15 protein-coding genes are annotated in these 21,748 nt (G+C 41.4%); 11 read left to right on the top strand and 4 right to left on the bottom strand.

Annotated elements, in window-relative coordinates:
• Window position 1 precedes the first annotated feature (1 nt).
• The 10 genes from malQ (at window position 2) to rluF (ending at window position 16,324) form a co-directional block, all read left to right on the top strand.
• The gene (gene malQ / locus AN394_RS06830) at window positions 2–1,978 is read left to right on the top strand and encodes a 4-alpha-glucanotransferase (protein ID WP_054562385.1); all 1,977 of its coding nucleotides are present in this window, start codon (window positions 2–4) and stop codon (window positions 1,976–1,978) included.
• Window positions 1,978–4,215, top strand: a complete 2,238-nt coding sequence (gene glgB, locus AN394_RS06825) for a 1,4-alpha-glucan branching protein GlgB (protein WP_055021077.1) — start codon at window positions 1,978–1,980, stop codon at window positions 4,213–4,215. Before malQ ends, glgB begins: the two co-directional genes overlap by 1 nt.
• Window positions 4,205–6,262: a glycogen debranching protein GlgX gene (gene glgX, locus AN394_RS06820; protein WP_055021076.1), complete on the top strand. Its 2,058-nt coding sequence runs from the start codon at window positions 4,205–4,207 to the stop codon at window positions 6,260–6,262. The genes glgB and glgX overlap by 11 nt, the downstream gene beginning before the upstream one ends.
• Window positions 6,255–8,777, top strand: coding sequence for a glycogen/starch/alpha-glucan phosphorylase (locus AN394_RS06815; protein ID WP_055021075.1), 2,523 nt, complete (start codon window positions 6,255–6,257; stop codon window positions 8,775–8,777). The genes glgX and AN394_RS06815 overlap by 8 nt, the downstream gene beginning before the upstream one ends.
• An 18-nt stretch (window positions 8,778–8,795) precedes the next feature.
• Window positions 8,796–10,097, top strand: coding sequence for a glucose-1-phosphate adenylyltransferase (gene glgC, locus AN394_RS06810; protein ID WP_054562381.1), 1,302 nt, complete (start codon window positions 8,796–8,798; stop codon window positions 10,095–10,097).
• 123 nt (window positions 10,098–10,220) lie between these two features.
• On the top strand, window positions 10,221–11,759 hold the full coding sequence (locus AN394_RS06805) for a glycogen synthase (RefSeq protein WP_054562380.1): 1,539 nt from the start codon (window positions 10,221–10,223) through the stop codon (window positions 11,757–11,759).
• Between the two features lie 91 nt (window positions 11,760–11,850).
• Window positions 11,851–13,065: an EAL and HDOD domain-containing protein gene (locus AN394_RS06800; protein WP_054562379.1), complete on the top strand. Its 1,215-nt coding sequence runs from the start codon at window positions 11,851–11,853 to the stop codon at window positions 13,063–13,065.
• A gap of 7 nt (window positions 13,066–13,072) precedes the next feature.
• Entirely contained in the window at window positions 13,073–14,155 is a 1,083-nt protein-coding gene (locus AN394_RS06795; RefSeq protein WP_082422953.1) for a DUF418 domain-containing protein, read from the top strand.
• 43 nt (window positions 14,156–14,198) lie between these two features.
• Complete coding sequence (locus tag AN394_RS06790; RefSeq protein WP_054562377.1) at window positions 14,199–15,290, top strand: ABC transporter substrate-binding protein; 1,092 nt, start codon at window positions 14,199–14,201, stop codon at window positions 15,288–15,290.
• An 89-nt stretch (window positions 15,291–15,379) separates the two neighbouring features.
• Window positions 15,380–16,324, top strand: a complete 945-nt coding sequence (gene rluF / locus AN394_RS06785) for a 23S rRNA pseudouridine(2604) synthase RluF (protein WP_055021073.1) — start codon at window positions 15,380–15,382, stop codon at window positions 16,322–16,324.
• Window positions 16,325–16,396: 72 nt separating this feature from the next.
• Here rluF and AN394_RS06780 read toward each other — a convergent pair whose 3' ends face one another.
• Window positions 16,397–16,585: a hypothetical protein gene (locus AN394_RS06780; protein WP_055021072.1), complete on the bottom strand. Its 189-nt coding sequence runs from the start codon at window positions 16,583–16,585 to the stop codon at window positions 16,397–16,399.
• A gap of 182 nt (window positions 16,586–16,767) precedes the next feature.
• Window positions 16,768–16,938 carry a hypothetical protein gene (locus AN394_RS22030; RefSeq protein WP_161805751.1) on the bottom strand — a complete coding sequence of 57 codons (171 nt, stop codon included), beginning with the start codon at window positions 16,936–16,938 and terminating at the stop codon, window positions 16,768–16,770.
• Window positions 16,939–17,229: 291 nt separating this feature from the next.
• Here AN394_RS22030 and AN394_RS06775 point away from each other — a divergent pair, with 291 nt between their 5' ends.
• Window positions 17,230–17,451, top strand: coding sequence for a hypothetical protein (locus AN394_RS06775; protein ID WP_054562372.1), 222 nt, complete (start codon window positions 17,230–17,232; stop codon window positions 17,449–17,451).
• A gap of 68 nt (window positions 17,452–17,519) precedes the next feature.
• Here AN394_RS06775 and AN394_RS06770 read toward each other — a convergent pair whose 3' ends face one another.
• Window positions 17,520–20,591, bottom strand: a complete 3,072-nt coding sequence (locus AN394_RS06770) for an efflux RND transporter permease subunit (RefSeq protein WP_055021071.1) — start codon at window positions 20,589–20,591, stop codon at window positions 17,520–17,522.
• Window positions 20,591–21,676 carry an efflux RND transporter periplasmic adaptor subunit gene (locus tag AN394_RS06765; protein WP_054562370.1) on the bottom strand — a complete coding sequence of 362 codons (1,086 nt, stop codon included), beginning with the start codon at window positions 21,674–21,676 and terminating at the stop codon, window positions 20,591–20,593. The genes AN394_RS06770 and AN394_RS06765 overlap by 1 nt, the downstream gene beginning before the upstream one ends.
• Between the last annotated feature and the right edge of the window lie 72 nt (window positions 21,677–21,748).

Below are 21,748 nucleotides of genomic sequence, written 5' to 3'. Positions count from 1 at the left end.
GATGCAGTCACTTTCGCAGTTATATTACCTGCATGGCATAGGCTATGAATATACTAAATACACTGGTGAGCATGTTATTTTCGATGAAAGTACACGCATGCAGGCACTTAGTTGTTGTGGTGTAGATACTCAGGATACTGATGCAATTAACCAACTTAATTTTGCATTAGATGCAGGTACATGGCTGAATTTGTTGCCTCATACAAGCATTATTGAGGCACACCACCCAATTTTGAAAGTACGCGTTGATGAGCGTTTATTATCACGCTCATGTACTCTAAGCGTGCCTTCGCTTGATATTCACTTTACTTGTGAAAACTTACAAGGTTTAGCTATTCTTGGTGATTATGGTCTAAACGGTATTCGTTATCTTGAGCTTGCATTGCCAGTTCCTGAAATGCCAATTGGTTATCATGATGCACTCATTACTGTGGCAGATCAGCAATCTCACAGTCAGCTATGGATCACACCTAAAGAAAGCTTCTCTATTGATGACAAAAAGCGTTTGGGCTTATCTATTCAGCTTTATAGCTTATGCAATGAAGAGGGGTTAGGAATTGGTGACTTCGCTGACTTAACAAAGCTTATTAAAGCAGCCGCGACTAAAAACATGGATTATGTGTTGCTTAATCCACTGCATTTACTGTTTGAACACAGCCCTGAGAGGGCGAGTCCCTATAGTCCAAATAGCCGAGCGTTATTGAACCCGCTGTATATTGCAGTGTCATTATGCGAAGACGCAAAAAATAATAATGCACTTATTAAATTGTTAGCGGATAAACCGCAAACCGATGCGACTTACATTGATTATACATCAGTTAGTGACTTTAAATATCAAGTGTTTAGCTGTTTATATCAACACTTTTGTGAATTTGGCTCAGCAGAGCGAAAACAGCAGTTCACTCGTTTTTGTGAAACCCATAAACACAGCCTGTCGACCATGTTGGTTGGGGACCGTGATTATGCTAGCTATTTACAATGGCAAGCTCATCTTCAATTAAATATCTGCCAGCAAGCTGCCCGTGACAGTGGTATGGCAATTGGCCTTATTAATGACTTAGCCGTTGGCTGTGCAGGTGATGGCAGTGAGTTCAAGAGCCAAAATGAATTATTTGCCGAAAATGCACATGTTGGAGCTCCGCCAGACCCTTGGGCTGAACATGGTCAGAATTGGGGCTTGCCGGCACTTAATCCACAGAAGTTAAGTAAAGACAATTTTGCGTTTTATCGCTCACTTATCCGCGCCAATATGGAAGATGTTGGTGGACTTAGAATTGACCACGTTATGGCGATACGCCGACTTTGGTGGTGTTTTGAAAATAATTCCCAGCAAGATGGTTGTTATGTCTATTATCCCTTTGAACAACTATTAGCAATTCTAAAGATTGAATCTCACCTCAATCAATGTGTGGTTATTGGCGAAGATTTAGGCGTGGTACCTAATGAAGTGCGTGAAGCATTAAAAGCAAGTGCAATCTATTCAAACGGGTTGTTCTACTTTGAAAAGGATCACCAAGGTGAGTTTTTAGCGGCTGAGCATTTTGCTCCTCATAGTCTTTTAATGATAGCCAACCATGACGTACCACCATTCAAAGGCTGGTGGATTGGCCATGATATTACGATTAAACAACAATATGGTTTGCTTGATGATGAGCAAACTCGGGCTCAATTCGATGCGAGAAACATTGAAAAGCATCGTATGCTTAATTTTATAGCACGAGAGTCAAATCAGCATTTATCGTTAGAAACAGATGCCTTTACGGTTTATGAAGCGTTGGCATCCTCATTAGCGGCAGCACCAGCAAAGCTATTTACTATTCAAATAGATGACTTAGATCAGCAAATACTGCCTGTAAATATCCCCGGTACTGATAAAGAGTACCCAAATTGGCGGCGTTTATTGTCGCGTCCAGCGGCGCAGATTATCGAAGCGCAACAGTCATTCTTAGCCAATTTAATTTCGATAAGGAATCAATAATGCGAAGTCGTGTTCGTCAAGAGCAAAGTGCACAACCTGTTATTTATCAAAAACAAATCGATGCATTAGCCAGTGGTTGTTTTAGAGATCCTTTCAGCTTTCTTGGGGCGCATAAAAGTGGCCCTACCAGCTATGAAATTCGTTGCTTTTTGCCTGGCGCATGCAGTGTTTCGATTCTGCTTGGCACAGAAAAAATCGTTGCGCAGCAACAAGGTGATAGTCATTTATTTATCGCAAATATCAAATCAAAAACTAAGCCTGACTACCAGCTAGATGTTAGCTATAGCAATGAATTTACTCATCAACAATACGATGAGTACAGCTTTGAAAGCAGCTTAGATGAACAGGCAATGTATCTGTTTAATGAAGGCAGTTTAGAGCATGCGTATCAACATTTTGGTGCACATTTTGTGACTCAACAAGGCGTTGATGGTGTTCGCTTTACAGTGTGGGCGCCGAATGCCAGTAGTGTATCGGTTATTGGTGAATTTAACTATTGGCAGCGTAATCGTCATTTTATGCGTTTTCATCCTGCCAGTGGGGTATGGGAGTTATTTATTCCTGGGCTTAAAGAGCATCAATGCTATAAATTTGCTATCACCACTCTAACAGGAGAAGTGCTTGATAAAGCCGATCCATTTGCGTTTAAGATGCAACAAGCACCGGGTACGGCGTCAGTGCTACAAAAGCTAAAAACAGGTATTCAGCTTTCTGAAAAGGCGTTAGCAAATCGTGCAAAACGAAACAGTATTGATGCGCCTGTTAGTATTTATGAAGTGCATGCGGGTTCTTGGCAAAGACGAGATGATGGCGAGCGCTATCTCACTTGGCGTGAACTTGCTGATAATCTTATTCCTTACACAAAAGAGCTCGGTTTTACGCACCTACAATTAATGCCAATCAGCGAGTACCCATTTGATGGTTCTTGGGGTTATCAACCTGTTGGATTGTTTGCCCCAACCAGTCGCTATGGCAGCTTTGAAGATTTTGTTTACTTTGTCGAGCAATGTCACGAAGCAGATATTGGTCTCATACTGGACTGGGTACCTGGTCATTTCCCAAGTGATCCTCACGGTTTACATCGCTTTGATGGCACCCATTTATACGAACATGCCGATGTTAGACAAGGTTTTCACCCTGATTGGAATACCTATATCTACAATTATGACCGCGCAGAGGTTCGTAGCTTCCTAATTGCGAATGCAATGTACTGGCTGCATGAATTTGGCATTGATGGTTTGCGCGTGGATGCGGTTGCCTCAATGCTTTATCTAGACTATAGCCGTGAAGAAGGGCAATGGGTTGCAAATCAATTCGGTGGCAGAGAAAACTTAGGCGCCATTGAGTGCTTAAAACAAGTCAATATGCGCTGCTATGCAAAAAATCCGGGCATTATGATGGTGGCCGAAGAGTCAACAGCATGGCCAGGTGTTACGCGCCAAGTTGACCATGATGGTTTAGGTTTTGGTTATAAGTGGAACATGGGCTGGATGAACGACAGTTTGCATTATATGCAGCGCGATTCAATTTACCGTTCGCATCACCACCATGAAATGACGTTTTCAATGGTTTACGCCTACAGCGAGAACTACATTCTACCGCTTAGCCACGATGAAGTGGTGCATGGTAAAGGCTCATTAATTGAAAAAATGCCAGGGGATGACTGGCAAAAGTTTGCAAATTTACGTGCATACTATGCCTTTATGTGGGCGCATCCAGGTAAAAAATTATTGTTTATGGGTGCAGAAATCGCCCAGCGTAAAGAGTGGAATCACGACCAATCGCTTGATTGGCATTTACTTGAGCATATTAGCCACAGTGGTATGCAGCAAACGATTAAAGATTTAAATGCTGTATACACTAGCACGCCAGCTTTATACGAGCAGGATACAAGCCCTGCGGGTTTTGCGTGGCTTGATAGCAATAATGCTGAGCAAAGTATGTTTAGCTTTATTCGCTATGCAAAAAAAGCTGAAGACTTTGTGGTGGTGATCTGTAATTTAACGCCGCAGGTGTATCACGACTACGTGATTGGTGTGCCAAAAGCTGGTACCTATCAAGTTATTTTGAATACCGATAAAGCGGACTATTTTGGTTCCGACGTTGAAGCAACTAATCATGCAGAGCAAATAATTGTAAGCCAAGCGAAAGAAAGTCATGGCTTTAATCAAAGTATTAGTGTTTCTTTGCCTGGCCTTGCGACAATTTACCTTAAGAAGGTGAGCGATGAGTCATAGTGTCGAACTAGAAGTCGGTGTGAGCTCACCTTTAGGGGCGTCTGTTGTTGGTGAGGGCGTAAACTTTGCTGTGTACGCACCACAAGCACAACATATGTCTCTGTGCTTATTTGATAGCAGCGGTCATTCAGAAGTTCTTACCCTTGCGATGCATATGAACGAAGGTGGCATCTGGACACTGAAAGTGAGCCCTTTGAAAAGTGGCGCCTTGTATGGCTTTCGCGCTGATGGTGAGTACGCACCCGAAAAAGGACTATTTTTTAATAATCACAAATTGCTGTTAGACCCGTATGCCCGAGATTTGTATGGTGAGTTTACTTGGAGTGAACGTCACTATGGGCAAATGCCTGTAGGAAAGTTAAGTCAGGTTAATAATGCCATTGATATGCCAAAATCACGAGTCCGTGAACTGGCACCTTACACAGGTAAAAAACCGAATCACTGCTGGGGAAAAACGGTAATTTATGAGTGTCATGTGGTTGGTGCAACCTGCCGCCACCCTGAGATCCCAAAACCGTTACAAGGTAAGTTTTTAGGTTTAAGCCACCCTAGTTTTATAGAACATTTACGTACTATTGGTGTGACTTGCTTAGAGTTATTACCCGTTCATGCTTTTATCAGTGAGCAGTTTTTAACAGCCAAAGGCTTACAAAACTACTGGGGCTATAACACACTTAATTTATTTACACCGCATAAAGAGTATCTGGTTAATGATGATATTAGCGAGTTTCAAGAAATGGTGGCGGCGCTTCACAAAGCAGATATCGAAGTAATACTCGACGTGGTCTATAACCACACAGCAGAGGCGGGCACAGATGGACCTATCTTGTCGCTACGTGGCTTAGACAATCTAGGTTACTACCGCACCGTTGCTGATAAACCCCAGCATTATATTAATGATACCGGCTGTGGTAACACCGTAAATATTGATTCGCCTCGCTCTTTACAGCTGGTACTTGATAGCTTGCGTTATTGGGTTGAAGTGATGGGAGTCGATGGCTTTCGTTTTGACTTAGCGACCATTTTAGCGCGTAACCCTAATGGCTTTAATCAGGCACATGCGTTTTTCCAAGCGATTAATCAAGACCCAGTACTAAGCCAAGTTAAACTGATTGCAGAGCCGTGGGATATTGGCCCCGGTGGATACCAATTAGGGGCTTTTCCTGCGCCTTGGCGTGAATGGAATGATAAGTATCGCGATACGATAAGACGCTTTTGGAAACAAGAGCAGGGCGTAATTGGCGAGCTTGCAAAACGTTTACATGGTTCGTTTGACTTGTTTGAGCACAACCTACGTGGGCCACTTAACAGTATTAACTTTATCACCAGCCATGATGGCTTCACGCTGGCTGATTTAGTTAGCTACGAGCATAAACACAACGAAGCTAATGGTGAGCAAAATCGTGATGGCCACAGTGGTAATCATTCATTCAATTGTGGTGTCGAAGGATTTACCAACGATCCACAAGTGAGCAAATTACGCTTACAACAACAAAAAAATATGCTGTTAACTTTGTTACTTTCTAAAGGCGTGCCTATGCTTTCATTAGGAAGCGAAATGGCACACTCACAAGGCGGTAACAATAACGCCTATTGTCAAAACAATCGCACAAGCTGGCTTGCATGGAAAGACTCACAATTCAGTCATCCTCTAACTCGATTTATTGACGATGTACTGCGCATTCGTAAGCAGTTCAGCATTTTTAAACACCGCTTTTTTGTTCACGATAATGACCCACGATATGAAGTCGCGTGGTTCACCGAATCAGGCTCCAATATGCAACAAGACGATTGGCATCAAGGTGATCGCCAAGTGTTGATATACAGCCTGACCGACAAGCATACAAATCAAGCTTTATTGATCATATTAAATGCAGGAGCAGAGCCGGTAACTTGCCAACTTCCTAGTTTAGAAAAAGGAAAGTGGCAGTTAGCACTGACCAGCATTCATCCTATGTCAACACAATTTGTTGATAAGGAACACCAGATTGCTGCAATGAGCAGCTGGGTTTTTACCGCCAATTCAGAGGATCTAAATCATGGCTAAAAATGCCGATCAAGTATGTATTGTAAAGGGCTGGCAGGATGCGCCTACAGTTGATGAAAGTACGCTAGATGATGACTTATCACGCCATTTTTATTACACCCTTGGGCGTGACAAAGTGGGTAAATCACAGCTGTATTTATACCATGCATTAGCATTAACTATTCGTGACCGATTAGTTGCTCGTTGCCGTGTGACCAAACAGCAAATCCATGAACAAAAACGCCGTAAAACAGCTTACTTATCACTTGAGTTTTTAATGGGGCGTGCACTTGGCAATGCGATTTTGAACTTAGACTTAGATGAGCAAGTCGCTAAAGCGTTACAAGAATACTGCACAGAGCTCGAGCAAGTTGCTGAGGCTGAGCATGATGCAGGTCTTGGTAATGGTGGTTTAGGGCGCTTAGCTGCATGCTTCTTAGATAGCTGTGCAAGCCTTGCATTACCTGTGGTTGGTTATGGTATTCGCTATGAATACGGCATGTTTAATCAAGCTATTGAAAATGGTCATCAAATTGAACAACCTGATAACTGGCTACGTGAAGGACACCCGTGGGAACTAAGTGCACCAGAGCAATCAAAGCGCGTAAAATTCTTTGGTCATGTTGAAAGTTATACTGATAAATATGGTCGTGAGCACCGTCAATGGCTAGATACTCATGATGTTTTAGCTGTGCCTTATGATGTGCCAATTCCGGGTTACAAGAATGATATTGTAAATACTTTACGTTTATGGAAATCAGAAGCAACAGACGAATTTGATTTGAGCGAATTTAATGCGGGTAGTTACTCAGAAGCAGTAGCGCGTAAAAACTTAGCTGAACAAATTACCATGGTTCTTTACCCGAATGACAGCAGTGAGAACGGTAAAGAACTGCGTTTACGTCAGCAGTACTTCTTATCATCAGCGAGCTTACAAGACATTATTGACACTTGGGTTAGCAAACATGGCGAAGACTTCTCTGATTTTGCTGATTACCATGTTTTTCAATTAAACGATACGCACCCAAGTATTGCTGTCGCTGAGCTTATGCGTATTTTGGTTGATGAGTATGAGCTAGATTGGCAAGAAGCGTGGTCTATCACGACTAAGACCATGGCCTATACAAACCACACTTTACTTCCTGAAGCATTAGAGAAGTGGTCAGTATCTTTATTTGCCCGATTATTACCGCGTATTTTAGAAATTATCTACGAAATCAATGCACGTTTCCTCGCTGAAGTTGCGTTAGCATGGCCAGGTGATGTTGAAAAACAACGTGCGCTATCGCTTATCGAAGAAGGCCCTGATCCACAAATTCGCATGGCGTATTTAGCGATTGTTGGTAGCTATTCGGTGAATGGTGTGGCTGCACTTCACACTGAGCTACTTAAAGCAGGCCTATTCAATGAGTTTTATCAGCTATGGCCAGAGAAGTTTAACAACAAAACCAATGGTGTAACACCTCGTCGTTGGTTAGCACATTGTAATCCTGAGTTGACTAAACTGCTTAATCAACATATTGGTGATGAATGGGTTGCAGACTTTAGTAAAGTTAGTCAGGTACGTCGTTTATATGACGACCCTAAATTCCATAAACAATGGCAAGCTGTAAAACACAGCAATAAGCAACGCCTTGTTGAGTTAGTGAAAAACCGCTGTGGTGTTGAGTTTGATGCCGAAATGATGTTTGACGTGCAAGTGAAACGTATTCACGAATATAAACGTCAGCTATTAAACGTATTGCACGTTATTCACCTTTACGACCGTATTCGCCAAGGCGATACAGCAAACATTGTTCCTCGTTGTGTGCTATTGGGCGGCAAAGCTGCACCAGGTTACTACATGGCGAAGAAAATTATTAAATTAATTAATAACGTAGCAGAAGTGATCAACAAGGATCCGCTTGCTAAACCGTATTTAAGAGTTGCTTTTTTACCTAATTACAACGTGACAGCAATGGAAACTATTTGCCCAGCGACGGATTTATCTGAGCAAATTTCTACAGCAGGTAAAGAAGCATCTGGCACAGGTAACATGAAGTTCATGATGAACGGCGCATTGACTATAGGTACGTTAGATGGCGCTAACATCGAAATTCGTGATGCTGTGGGTGCTGACAACTTCTTCTTATTTGGTGCACGTGCAGAGCAAATTGATGATATCAAAGCGCACTATAATCCTGAGCAGATTATTCACCAAACTGACAGCCTCTATAAAGTAATGCAATTACTTGAGAGCGGTCACTTCAATTTGTTTGAGCCTAATTTATTTGACGACATTATTGCGGCGATTAAGAGCCCGCACGATCCATGGTTAGTTGCTCATGATTTTGCCAGCTTTGTAGAAGCACAAGAGCAAGTTGAACAAGCCTACTTAGACACAGCTCACTGGACCAAAATGAGTATTTTGAATACTGCAGCCAGTGGCATGTTTTCGAGCGATAGAACCATTAGTCAATACAGTGAAGATATCTGGCATTTGGAGCCATTACTGGACACTAGTGCACAGCAAAACACACAGAAGAAAAGCAGCTAGCTTAAGACGGAGAGAGTTATGCCAAGTTATGCAAACCGATACATAAGTAGTTTAACCAGAGAAACGTATGCCCTAATTCTTGCCGGTGGACGTGGCTCACGTTTACATGAATTAACAGACTGGCGTGCTAAACCAGCTGTCTATTTTGGTGGTAAACACCGAATAATCGACTTTCCATTGTCGAATTGTATTAATTCAGGTATTCGTCGAGTTGGTATTGCTACTCAATATAAGTCGCACTCGTTAATTCGTCACGTAAACCGTGCATGGGGTCACTTTAAGAAAGAATTGGGTGAATCTGTAGAGATTTTACCTGCATCTCAGCGATATGGTGACGAGTGGTATTGCGGTACAGCTGATGCAGTATTCCAAAATATGGATATCATCCGTCATGAACTGCCTAAGTATGTCATGATCCTCTCTGGTGACCACGTATATTGTATGGACTACGGCGGTTTGTTGGCAAAACATGTTGAGACAGGTGCTGATATGACGGTTTGTTGTATTGAAGTACCTTGCGAAGAAGCTGCAGATACATTTGGTGTAATGACGGTTGATGAAAGTAATCGTGTCCGTCGTTTTGATGAAAAGCCTGCTGAGCCAACGTCTGTACCGGGTAAACCAGGAACCTGCTTAGCATCAATGGGTAACTATATTTTCAATACTGAGTTCTTATTTGAACAATTGAAAAAAGACGCAGAAACGGAAGGCTCAGGCCGTGATTTCGGTCACGATATCATCCCAGCTATCATCGAAGAGCATAACGTGTTTGCATATCCGTTTAGAGACTCTAACACAGATGGTCAACCATACTGGCGCGATGTGGGTACGCTTGATTCATTCTGGGAAGCTAACATGGAGCTGGTAATGCCAGAGCCTCAGCTTGACCTTTATGATCCAAAATGGCCAATCTGGACTTATCAGGAGCAGTTACCACCTGCTAAGTTTATTTTTGATGATGATGACAGACGTGGAATGGCTGTTGATTCAACAGTTTCGGGTGGCTGTATTATTTCTGGCTCTAAAGTTAAAAAGTCACTGCTGTTCTCGAATGTATATGTTCACTCATTCTGTGAAATTGAAGAGTCTGTGATTTTACCTGGTGCGAAAATACAGCGAAATTGCCGAATTAGGCGTGCTATTATTGACCGTAATTGTGAGATCCCAGCAGGTCTAGAAATTGGCTACGATCACAAAGCTGACAAAGAAAATGGCTTTAGAGTCTCGAAAAAAGGGATTGTGTTGGTAACTCGTGATATGTTGAATGAACTTGCAAAAAAGTTAAAACAACAAGAACAAGATAATAAACGACTTGCTTAAGCAATCGCGTTAAATGAAAAAGGGAGGGCATGTCCCTCCCTTATTTATATTTGAATAATACCAATTCGCTTAATTAAGTATTATTGCTGATTGGTATAACAGTTTTATGGAGTACTGCAAAGCATGCATGTATTGATGGTAGCTGCAGAGAATGATGCATTACCGAATGCAAAAGTCGGTGGTGTAGCGGATGTTGTTAGAGATTGTCCTAAAGCGTTAGTAGAAAAAGGCCTTACTGTTGATGTGGTGATCCCTGATTATGGCTTTGATTATTTAGAGCGTCATCACATAGGTGTAGTACATGTGCCATTTGCAGGTCAAATGCAAAAACTGGATGTGTGGAAGCTCGCTCAAAGTGATGAAGGTGTAACGCAACTACTTATATCTCATTGGGAATTTAGCCGCCATAATGGTGCTGTTTATTGTAATGATGAACCAGGCCGCCCATTTGCAACCGATGCAAGTAAGTTTGCTCTTTTCAACGCTGCAGTTTGCGAGGCCTTATTACAAGGGCTTATCCGCACGCCGGATGTTGTGCATTTACATGACTGGCACAGTGCCTGTGTTGCTCTATTACTAAAAACAGACAGCCGTTATAAGAAACTATCGCACTTATTTTTAGCTTACACAGTACATAACCTTGCATTGCAAGGGATACGTCCTTTTAAAGGCGATAGCTCAAGCCTAGAAGCGTGGTTCCCAAGCTTAGGTTATAACGGCGAACGATTATGCGATCCGCGTTATTTTGATTGCTTTAATCCAATGCGTACAGCAATTAATCTGGTTGATAAAGTACACCTCGTTTCGCCAACGTATTGCCAAGAAGTATTGCGCCCTAGTGATGCAGAAAAAGGCTTCTTTGGTGGTGAGGGGCTTGAAGCTGACCTACAAGCTGCTTATGAACAAGGCCGCGTAGTGGGCATTCTTAATGGTTGCGAATACCCTGGAATGAAGCTTGAGGACATTAGTTTAGCGAGCCTTTATCAACATGCCGAAAATGCATTATTTCAATGGATGGCAAAAAGTCCGGTTTTAGATTCAAGCTATTACATAGCGCATCAACGCTTACTTAAATTTAAAACTCAGCCGTTTTCTGGGCCATTAGTAACCAGTGTGGGCCGTTTAACGGACCAAAAAGCACTGTTACTTCGCCAGCCTTTTGATAAAGGACTGGTGTTAGATGAGTTGTGTCAGCGCTTAAAACAACATAACGGCTATATGATTATTTTAGGCTCAGGGGATGCTGAACTTGAGCAAATTATGACATCGGTTATGGCTCGCCAAGAAAACCTGCTATTTTTAAAAGGGTACGCACATTTTGTTGGCGAATATATGTATCACTTAGGCGATTTATTTTTAATGCCAAGTTCGTTTGAGCCATGTGGTATCAGTCAGATGTTAGCAATGCGAGCAGGTCAGCCATGTTTAGTCCACGGTGTTGGCGGTTTGCGTGATACGGTAGAGCATCATGTGAGTGGTTTTAGTTTCCAAGGTGAGAGTTTAGCATCACAAAGCTACGAACTTGTTACTAGTTTTAGCGATGCGCTTGAGCTTAAAAAATCACAACCAGAACAATGGTGTGCAATATGTGAACAGGCTGAAAATGCCCGTTTTACGTGGCAATCTGTTGCAGAAGGCTATTTATCAGGCTTATATCAATAAAAAATGCGTGATTCATGGTAATTAAGTGACTTTTTTGTCAATTTCAGCTATTAATTACTTAGTGTGAGATAAAATATAAAAAGTAGGTAAAGTGGCTGTATTTGTTGCTAGGCAAGCGGTCTTTAATCGTCGTCAACAAGTTGTCGCCTATGAGCTACTATTTAGAGATAGTTTAAAAAATAGTTTTCCTGATGTGTCAGAGAGTACGGCAACGGCTCGACTCATTATGGAAAACCAGCTCAATTTAGGTACCCGTCATATTACGTCGGGCAAAAAAGCATTAATTAACATAGGTCCAGAGTCTTTGAAGCTGGACCTTTGCGCGTTTTTGCCAACTCAAGATGTGGTGATTGAGTTACTCGAAACTATGGAACCTACCGACGAAAATTACGAATATTGTCGCGAGCTTTTTCACAACAACTACAAGTTGGCACTGGATGATTTTGTCTACCAACCTGAGTGGGATCGCTTTTTAAAACTTATTCGTCTTATCAAGTTTGATGTTCAACAAACACCCTTTGAAGAAATTGCCCCTGTTGTAAATAAGCTTAAAAAACATAAAAAAATAAAGCTTTTGGCAGAAAAGCTTGAAACAGCCGATGATTACGACAAAGCCTATAAAATGGGCTTTGATTTCTTTCAAGGTTATTTCTTTGCTAAACCCAAAATGATTCAGCATCGCGATATTGATTACAACTACGCGCTGGTATTATCAATTTATGCTGAAGTCATGCGCCCAGATCCAAATATAAGTGAAATTGCGGGCTTGTTCTCGTTAGATACCGCACTTGCTTATAAATTGCTGCGCTTAATTAATAGCGGCGTGTTTCCTATTAAAAGCAAAATTGGCTCTCTAAAACAAGCGCTTGTATATTTAGGCCATGAACGACTGAAAAAGTTTGTTAGCCTAATTATTACTGCCCACAGTGCCCAGTCAAAACCAGCCGAGCTTACTCGGCTTTGTGTTGTTAGAGCGCGCTTTTGCGAATTAATAGCGCAGCGTGTTGCTAAGCAACAAACAGGTGAGGCATTTTTAACGGGACTGTTTTCGTTGCTCGATGCCATATTAGATCAGCCAATGGAAAAGCTATTGGATCGATTGCCGTTTCCTGACGAAATTCATGCTGCTCTCATGCAAGAAAAAAATATCCTCTATTACATACTAGAAACTGTCAAAGCTTACGAAACTGGCAGTTGGTGGGCACTTGAACAGGCTGTTGCCTATTTAAGTATTGAAAGTGCTGACCTTCCCAAGATATACGAAAATGCGGTAAATTGGAGCGATAGCTGCAGGCAAAACCTATAAGGGATTTATGCGCAATATAAATATGGATGTTTTACGGGGTATTGCGGTACTCGGCTTGATGTTTATGAACATCTACACCTTTGCTGTGTTTGAGTATGACTATACCCCAAGTGCTACGCCACCATTTTCAGATTCACTCATTCACACCATAAATACAGTGTTTATTGATGGGCGTTTTAGAAGCCTTTTTTGCCTGTTATTCGGTGCGTCTTTAGTTATTCAATGGCAACTTTGGCAAAGCGTCGAGAAGCAACATAAGCGGCTAAAAGTTTTGGCATGTATAGGCCTTGCCCATGGTTTTTTATTTTGGGCTGGCGATATTTTGTTTATTTATGCTTGTGCAGGCTGGTTAACGCTTAAATTTAGTCAGCAAGATGACGAAAAAATACTGCGTATGGGCATGCTGTTTTTACTTCTTGGTGCCTTCATTTCATTTTTACTCTCCTTTATAGAGCCAGAGTTTAGCCCTGTAACGAGAAGCTCTGAGAGTTTTTTAATGGCGTATGACGGAGCTTACTCTTCTTATTTTGCAGGATTCGTCAGTAACTTTCTGATTTTTATAATAATGCTTATTGCTGTGCCGCTTACCACTATGTGGATGGCTGCAGGGTTAATGCTGGTGGGCGTTTATTTATATAAACAAGGGGTATTTGTTAAAGGTTTAACACACTCTCAGCTTAAGTTGATTACTGCTGCAGCGATAAGTTTTACGGCTCTAAGGTTGATGATAGAGCCTGACCAAAGTGTATTCATGTACGCGATTGCTGAACCGATTAATTGGCTTGCTGCTTTAGCTATGGCCATTTGTTATTGCCACATCATTGTGAAAATAGTTAAAAATTCCCCCAGTAACTGGTTACTGCTACAGCAAGCTGGACGCATGTCATTAACGCTATATCTACTGCAAACAGTGATTTTTATCCTGTTTTTTAAAGTCGCATACCCAAGCGCAGCACTTAATTTTGATCGCATAGATTATTGGTTGGTTATTGCTGTTGTGCTTGTTTTTCAATTGTTTTTTTGTAAAGTGTATAGTCAGTACTTTACACATGGTCCGTGTGAATTAATTTGGCGGAAATTGTCTAGATAATTCCTCGTATACTACAATCAAAGAAAAACAAAGCGGAGTGGTAATGCGAGTTTGCTTGTTGGTTTTTACATTGCTTTGCTGTTCACCACTTTATGCTGGCGAGCAATTCTCTGTGCTGTTAGTTAATCCCTCTGTTAAAAGCGATGTATTTTGGCAAAAAGTGACTGATGTGATGCAGGTTGCTGCCAAGCAAAATAATGTTTCCCTCACAACAATTTATGGTGGTGGAAATCGCCACATTCAATTAGCCGAACTAAAACAATACCTGCAATATAACCCTAAACCTGATTACGCAATTTTAATCAATTACCCAGGTGGCGCAGAGCAGTCAATGAGCTTGCTTGAACAACACAAAGTAAATTTTATCACTCTCGAAGAAACGATTGTTGGCGTAGAGCGAGACGAAGTCGGTAAACCCCGTCAGCGCTTTAAGTATTGGTTAGGTGAAGTATTTCACGATAACTTCAAAGCGGGTGAACAACTTGGCAAAGCCTTACTTGATGAGGCAATAAATACAAAGCAAACGCCTCACTTTGTCGCTATCAATGGCCATTATGGCACTGAATCTGACACCCGTAGTGACGGCCTTGTTCATTATTTACGAAAACAAGATGTTGAGCTTGAGCAAGTTGTGTATGCCAGTTGGAATAAGCAAGAAGCCGAGAATAAAGTGAGCCGATTATTACAACGATACCCAGATACGAATGTGATTTGGTGTGCGTCTGATTTGATGGCGCAAGGTGCCCTAGAAGCAGTAAAAGGTAAAAAAGATAAAGCCTATTTCATTGGTGGCATTGATTGGCTTGATGATAATTTAGACTTAATAGAACAACAAAAACTCACAGCCAGTGTTGGCGGGCATTTTATGATGGGAGCGTGGGCACTAATTAGCGTTATCGATCATCATAATGGTAACCCTTATTGGCAAAATCACGATGCGATTAAGTTTCAGCTTGGGGTGATCACAAAGCACAATATTCAAAGTTACAGCTGGCTAAGAAACATCAAAGACTGGTCGGTTATCCCTTTTGAAACCTTCTTACTGCAAAACAGCAAAAGCACTGAGTACGCTTTCGATTTTGATACACTACATAGTTTATTGAGCGAAAAGCCCAAAAACGCAGCACTACACTAAAAGTGCAGTGAAAGAGCCTAGATTCTACCTAGCTTGGTAAAGGCTTCTGGTATAAACTAGCGGCTTTAAAATCCAGACAGAAGTGTGCCATGACAGAGTTAAAGCGATTAAATAAATTTATCAGTGAAACAGGTTTTTGTTCACGCCGTGAGGCAGATAAATATATTGAAGAAGGTCGTGTTACTGTTAACGGCAACTTGCCAGAAATGGGCGTAAAAGTTAGTGACGCCGATGATGTACTTATAGATGGCAAACCTTTAAAAGCAAAGCCTAAGCTGGTTTATATTGCCTATAACAAACCAGTTGGTATTACTTGTACGACTGAGCGAAAAATCCAAAGCAATATTGTTAAAGCAGTTAATTACCCAGAACGTATTTTCCCAATCGGACGCTTAGATAGACCTTCAGAAGGCTTAATTTTCTTAACTAACGAAGGCGACATCGTTAATAAAATTCTTCGCGCTGGTAATAATCATGAAAAAGAATACGTAGTGACCGTTGATAAGCCACTTAATCGCCAGTTCGTGAATAAGATGGCAAACGGTATTCCTATCCTCGATACTGTTACTAAAAAGTGTAAGGTCAAGCAAACTGGCCCACAGCAATTTACCATTGTACTAACACAAGGCTTAAACCGCCAAATACGTCGTATGTGCGAATATTTAGGCTATGAAGTGGTGACTTTAAAGCGCACACGAATTATGAACGTGACCCTAAAGGGTTTAAAAGTAGGGCAGTGGCGTCACTTAACCGAACAAGAAATGGCTGAGATCAATAACTCAATTGCCGACTCAGGTAAAACACAAGAGCGTTCAATTGATGAAAACAAACAGCCAACGCAAGCTCGTGCTAAGCAAAAGCCACGTAATGAAGAAGAAAAAAAGCGCGACTTTTCTAAATACGTGAAAAAAGCACGCAATGATGCCAAGCAAGGTCAATCAAGATCAAAAGCTGGCAATCCACACTCATCAAAACCAAATCAAACTAAGCGTAGCAGTACTAAACGCACAGGCACACTAAGTCTGAAAAAGTAAGCTTCAGAGTATAGAACCCTGACTAGTATTTGCTCGTAATCTTCAGGGTTCTAAATGATACTGATTTCAACCCTAGCCTTTATTAGGGGCAATGGCATCAGCTTCAAGACGGTCTCTTTTCTGTTTAAATCCTTTTTTAGCGAGTTTTTTCACAATAATATCGATAAGTTGATGTTTCCTTACAAAGAACAGCTCTTTTGTATTGTCATCTTCAAATAGTAATAGTGTTACATTATTGTTTTTAACACTTGCTTCAATCAATTTGAATCCATTCACAATTAGCTTAGGTCTAAAATAAAGAGCAACCTGACTGTTTTGTGGAAAGTCGTAATGAGATTCAACAGTCGGGCTTGAAACAGAATCACACCCGAGCTCTAAATCGGGTGATGTTGCCCTTCACAAATATCTGCGATTGGTGTGCCTATTTCCCCAAAAATCCATCTTTAGTTAAATATCAATCCATTTTGTCCTTCAATTGCTAAAACAGCATCAGATAAACTTTCAACGGCAACGTGAAAAGCTACATTAGACTCATGCTGATAGTATGTATTTTCATTGGCGCTTAAGGTACCACTGAATATTGCAATCAATAAGTAAAGTACTTTTCTACGCATCTTAGCCCTTCAAGTATTAAATCAGCAGCAATAGGTTAGCACACAAGCAGATAGGTTAATCATTAAATAGACACCCACTTTATTCACAACCATAGCTAGACCACCATAAATGGACACCCACTTTAAATGGACATCCACTTTAACTTTAAAAGTAACTAGACACCCACCTTAAATAACAAAATACTTATGCTAGACACAGGCGAGCTCTCGGCATCCGACTTTACCGAGAATAATAAATAAGTTAAAAATTGATAGCTGACCAATTTTCACGACTAATAAACTGGGTTATCAATGGCTAGCTTTCAGAATGCATTTATCTTTATTGCATCCCTATTGTTTGTTGGTTATGGGGTGTTGGGGTTATTAACGAATAAAATTCGTGTAGGTAGCCGAAGTTATACAGGGAGCATTAGCACCATTTATAAGCACCAAGAACCAGTGCGCTTTTATTTTTGGTGTTGTTTATTTTTATTTGCTGGCTGTGGCGGATTTTATTACCTTTTTGCTTATTAAAATAAAAGGTAATAAAGAAAAGCCCTAACAGTTTGCTGATAGGGCTTTAGGTTGAGAGTCAATCTGTATTAATTAGCGTGACGCTGTTTAGGTACTTTGATCTTAAACAGCATGGTATAGAGCACAGGCACAACAATTAGTGTCAGCACTGTCGCAAAACCAAGACCGAACATAATGGTTACCGCCATTGACTGGAAGAACACGTCAAATAGCAGTGGGATCATGCCTAAGATGGTGGTAATTGCAGCCATCGCTACAGGACGAACACGGCTTACACCAGAGTCAAACACTGCTTTGTAAGGGTCTTTGCCGCTATCGAGTTCAAGGTTAATTTGATCGACTAATACAATGCCGTTTTTGATGAGCATACCGCTTAAGCTCAGTAAGCCAAGCAATGCCATAAAGCTAAATGCTGCATTCATTAGTAATAAACCAGCTGATACACCTACAATGGCTAGTGGCACTGTTGCCCAAATCACTAAAGGCTTTTTAACTGAATTGAACAGCAATACAGTTATAGCGAACATGGCTAAGTAACCTAGCGGTAATGAGCCGAAAATAGCTTTTTGCGCATCTGTTGATGACTCATACTCGCCGCCCCATTGCAATTCATAGCCACGAGGTAGTTCAATAGTTTCTATGTCTTTGCGAACACGTGCAAACAGCTTCGCTGGAGTTTCATCGCCAATAACATCGTGGTCGGCCATTACAGTGATGGTACGCTTACGGTCACGTCGCATGATCAAGCTGTCTTCCCACTCAACAACAAAATCATCAACCACTTGTGTCACCGGTACAAATACACCTAACACTGGGCTGTAAATTTGTAAGTCACTTAAGCTTTCAACGTTTAAGCGCTCTTCTGCAGGTGAGCGAGCAATAATTGGTAGCATTTGCGTGCCGTCTTTATAAACGCCCACTTGTTTACCCGATAAGCTAGTTAAAAGCAGTTGATCAAGGTCAGATTTAGCAATCCCTAAACGACGGGCTTTTTGCTCGTTAAATTGCGGACGAATTAACTTCGAGCGAGCACGCCAATCGTCACGGATATTAAATGCCCCCGCATCTTGATGCAGAATGTCTTTTGCCTCTTTTGCTAATTGGCGAAGTACCACAGGATCAGCACCAGAAAAACGCGCTTCAATTTTTGCATCTGTTGATGGACCAATTTCCATACGTTTAACTTTAAGCTGAGCATCAAGTACATGTTCGTGTTGGTAATCGCGTACCTTTTTTATCATGGTTGTAACAGCTTCGCGGTCTTTTACTCGAATAATCAATTGCCCATAGGCTGGGTATGATTTTTCAGGTGCGTAAGTCAGCATGAAACGTGGTGCACCTTGACCAACCGTTGTGGTTATTTCTTCAACCAGTGGGTCGGCTTGTAAGAATTTTTCGAGCTTTGCAACACCATCCATAGTGGTATGAATATCAGCGCCTTGCGTATGCCAATAATCAACATAAAACATAGGGGTATTCGATGCTGGGAAGAACGATTGCTTGATAAATTTAAAGCCATAAACTGAGCTAACAAGCAGGATCACCATCAGCAGTAGCGTAGTTTTACGGTACCGCATTGCTGTATGCAACACGCCTTTATAAACATTAAAAATAACACCTTGATAAGGGTCTTCATCGTGATGCGGCTGTTTTTCAGTGGCTTGTTTAAACATTAAATCAGCGAAGAAAGGCGTTAAAGTAATGGCTGTGATCCAGCTTAGTAACAATGAAATAAACAACACCCAGAACAAGCTGCCAGCAAACTCACCACTGGCATCTGAACTCAAGCCAATCGGCGCAAAGGCAGTAATAGCAATAACCGTAGCACCCAGTAATGGCCACTTGGTTTGATTAACAATGTTAGTCGCCGCTTGCAGTTTTGTTTGTCCGCGCTTGAGGTTTATTAATATGCCTTCGGTTACGACAATGGCATTATCAACCAGCATCCCTAGGGCTATAATCAAGGCGCCAAGCGAAATTCGCTGTAAATCAATGGCAAATAACTTCATGAAAATGAAGGTACCTAATACCGTTAGCAGGAGTATTACACCAATCAATACGCCGCTCTTAAAGCCCATGAAGACTAAAAGCACGATTATAACAATAGCAACGGCTTCAAGCAGGCTGATAATAAAGCCACTTACTGACTTTTCAACTTCGGCAGGTTGGTTATAAACGCTGTTTATTTCCATACCATGTGGTCGTTGATATTCAAGTGACGCTAAATGGGCATCAATATTTGCACCTACATCAACAACGTTAACGCCTGTGCTAAATGACACGCCAACCAGTAATGCTTGTTGCTGGTTATAGCGAATAATATTGTTAGGGACTTCGGCGTACTCACGAAAAACGGTAGCAACATCACCCAAGTAAATAAGCTCATTTTCACCTGGTTTTGAAATGAGTAGGTTTTCGAGCTCTTTTACGTCTTTAAATTCACCGGTTGGGTGTAAGCGAATTGATTCATCGCCAACGCGGACTTTACCTGCGTTCGACACGCTATTTTGAGTTTGTAAAAGCTGATAAATACGATTAGGCGAAATACCTAACTGAGCAAGTTTGCGGGTTGAAATCTCAACCATGACTTGTGCTTGTTGCTCACCACCCACGGTTACTTTACTAACGCCATCGACTAAAACCAGTTCACGTTTTAAATAATCAACGTAATCTTTAAGCTCATCGTAAGAATAACCATCACCAGTGACTGCATACATCACTCCGTATACATCACCAAAGTCATCCATAATTTTACTAGGATAAACACCAGAGGGCATCGACGATGCTTGATCATTGATTTTACGACGCAACTCATCCCATATTTGGCGTAAGTCTTGTTTACGATAATTGCTTTTCATCTCGACGGTAATTTGCGATTTACCCGGTGATGAAATACTGGTTACGTAATCAACATACGGTAGCTGTTGAATTGCATTTTCAATAGGGAAGGTGACTTCTTCTTCAACCTGCTGTGGTGACGCGCCCGGATAAAGGGTGATCACCATGGCTTTTTTTAGGGTGAATTCAGGATCTTCTAGTTGTCCTAAGCCAAAGTAAGCGACGGTTCCACCAATCAGTAAAAACAGCGCGAACATCCAGCTAATGACTTTTCTTTCAATAGCGAGTGCTGCAAAGCTCATTATAAGCCTCGCTCTTTTTGCCATGGACGCACTTTCATGCCTTCTTCTAAAAAGTGCACACCAGCAGCCACAACGATTTGGCCTTCTTTAATACCTGAGAGTACTTCAATGCCATCACGGTGTAATTGGCCAACTTCAACAGCTTGCTTGTGCACTAAACCTGTGTTTTCGTCATAAAGCCACACATAGCTGTTGTTGTTTTCAGACTCAGTAGGTTCTGAGAATACCGCCTCAACAGGCAGTAATGTATAAGGTGACTGTGAGCTGGTGATTTTGCTTAAGTCTATATCAACGCGGCCAGTCATACCGGCAAGTAGATTAAAATCTTCTGGCACAGGTAATGAAAACACAACTTTATACGTTAAAGTAATTGGGTCGGCTTGGGTATCAAACTCTTTAATGGTTAATTGATATGACTTGTTTGGGTAACCATCAAATACAACTTCTGGTTGGTAATGTACGTCTTTATCGATACGTGCAATGAGCTTTTCAGGTACTTGAATAACCACATCCATCAGGTCGCGGGTTTCAAGGCGAAGAATGTTTTGTTTTGCTTGAATATTTTCAAAGTTTTTCACAAACACCTTTGCCACAGTACCAGCGAACGGCGCGCGTAATTCACTATTATCTAGGTTGGTTTTGGCAATTTTTAGCGCTGACTCAGCAACCTGTTTATTGGCAAGGGCTTGGTCTAACTCTGATTGACTGGCAATGGAGCGATTAAAAAGCTTTTGCACCCGCTCAAGTTGAGACGCTGCAAGTTCAAAACGTGCTTTACGCTCTTCATACTGCAGTTGAAAATCTTCAGGATCCAGTTTTGCTAAAAGCTCTCCTTTTTCAACGTGTTGGCCCGCAAGAGCAGGGAACTCAAGTAACTCACCATTTACTCTAAAAGCGAGATAAGAACCTTGGTTAGCAACAACTTCAGCAGGAAAGCTGCGAATGCTTTGTTCTGAATTATTGCCAATATTAAAAAGTTTAACAGGACGTACTACCGGCTCTGCTTCATCTTGCTGTGCTTGCTCTGAACATGCCGCAAGAAGCAAAAACATGCTGCTCATTAACGCGGCGGTTGCCAATCTCATTGTCTTCTCCATAGATAAGAAAGCATAAATTTGCTGCAGGATACGCTGCAAAGATATAAAATAAAAATTATT

The organism is Pseudoalteromonas sp. P1-26 (assembly GCF_001401795.1).
Lineage (GTDB): Bacteria > Pseudomonadota > Gammaproteobacteria > Enterobacterales > Alteromonadaceae > Pseudoalteromonas.
This window is presented reverse-complemented; position numbering and strand designations above follow the sequence as displayed.

What these genes read in the sequence shown, in the direction of transcription:
- AN394_RS06790 (WP_054562377.1), top strand. Translation starts at nt 14,199, where the DNA reads ATGCGAGTTTGCTTGTTGGTTTTTACATTGCTTTGCTGTTCACCACTT.
- AN394_RS06770 (WP_055021071.1), bottom strand. Translation starts at nt 20,591, where the DNA reads ATGAGCTTTGCAGCACTCGCTATTGAAAGAAAAGTCATTAGCTGGATG.
- AN394_RS06815 (WP_055021075.1), top strand. Translation starts at nt 6,255, where the DNA reads ATGGCTAAAAATGCCGATCAAGTATGTATTGTAAAGGGCTGGCAGGAT.
- rluF (WP_055021073.1), top strand. Translation starts at nt 15,380, where the DNA reads ATGACAGAGTTAAAGCGATTAAATAAATTTATCAGTGAAACAGGTTTT.
- glgX (WP_055021076.1), top strand. Translation starts at nt 4,205, where the DNA reads ATGAGTCATAGTGTCGAACTAGAAGTCGGTGTGAGCTCACCTTTAGGG.
- malQ (WP_054562385.1), top strand. Translation starts at nt 2, where the DNA reads ATGCAGTCACTTTCGCAGTTATATTACCTGCATGGCATAGGCTATGAA.
- AN394_RS06775 (WP_054562372.1), top strand. Translation starts at nt 17,230, where the DNA reads ATGGCTAGCTTTCAGAATGCATTTATCTTTATTGCATCCCTATTGTTT.
- glgC (WP_054562381.1), top strand. Translation starts at nt 8,796, where the DNA reads ATGCCAAGTTATGCAAACCGATACATAAGTAGTTTAACCAGAGAAACG.
- AN394_RS06795 (WP_082422953.1), top strand. Translation starts at nt 13,073, where the DNA reads ATGCGCAATATAAATATGGATGTTTTACGGGGTATTGCGGTACTCGGC.
- AN394_RS06765 (WP_054562370.1), bottom strand. Translation starts at nt 21,676, where the DNA reads ATGAGATTGGCAACCGCCGCGTTAATGAGCAGCATGTTTTTGCTTCTT.
- glgB (WP_055021077.1), top strand. Translation starts at nt 1,978, where the DNA reads ATGCGAAGTCGTGTTCGTCAAGAGCAAAGTGCACAACCTGTTATTTAT.
- AN394_RS22030 (WP_161805751.1), bottom strand. Translation starts at nt 16,938, where the DNA reads ATGCGTAGAAAAGTACTTTACTTATTGATTGCAATATTCAGTGGTACC.
- AN394_RS06805 (WP_054562380.1), top strand. Translation starts at nt 10,221, where the DNA reads ATGCATGTATTGATGGTAGCTGCAGAGAATGATGCATTACCGAATGCA.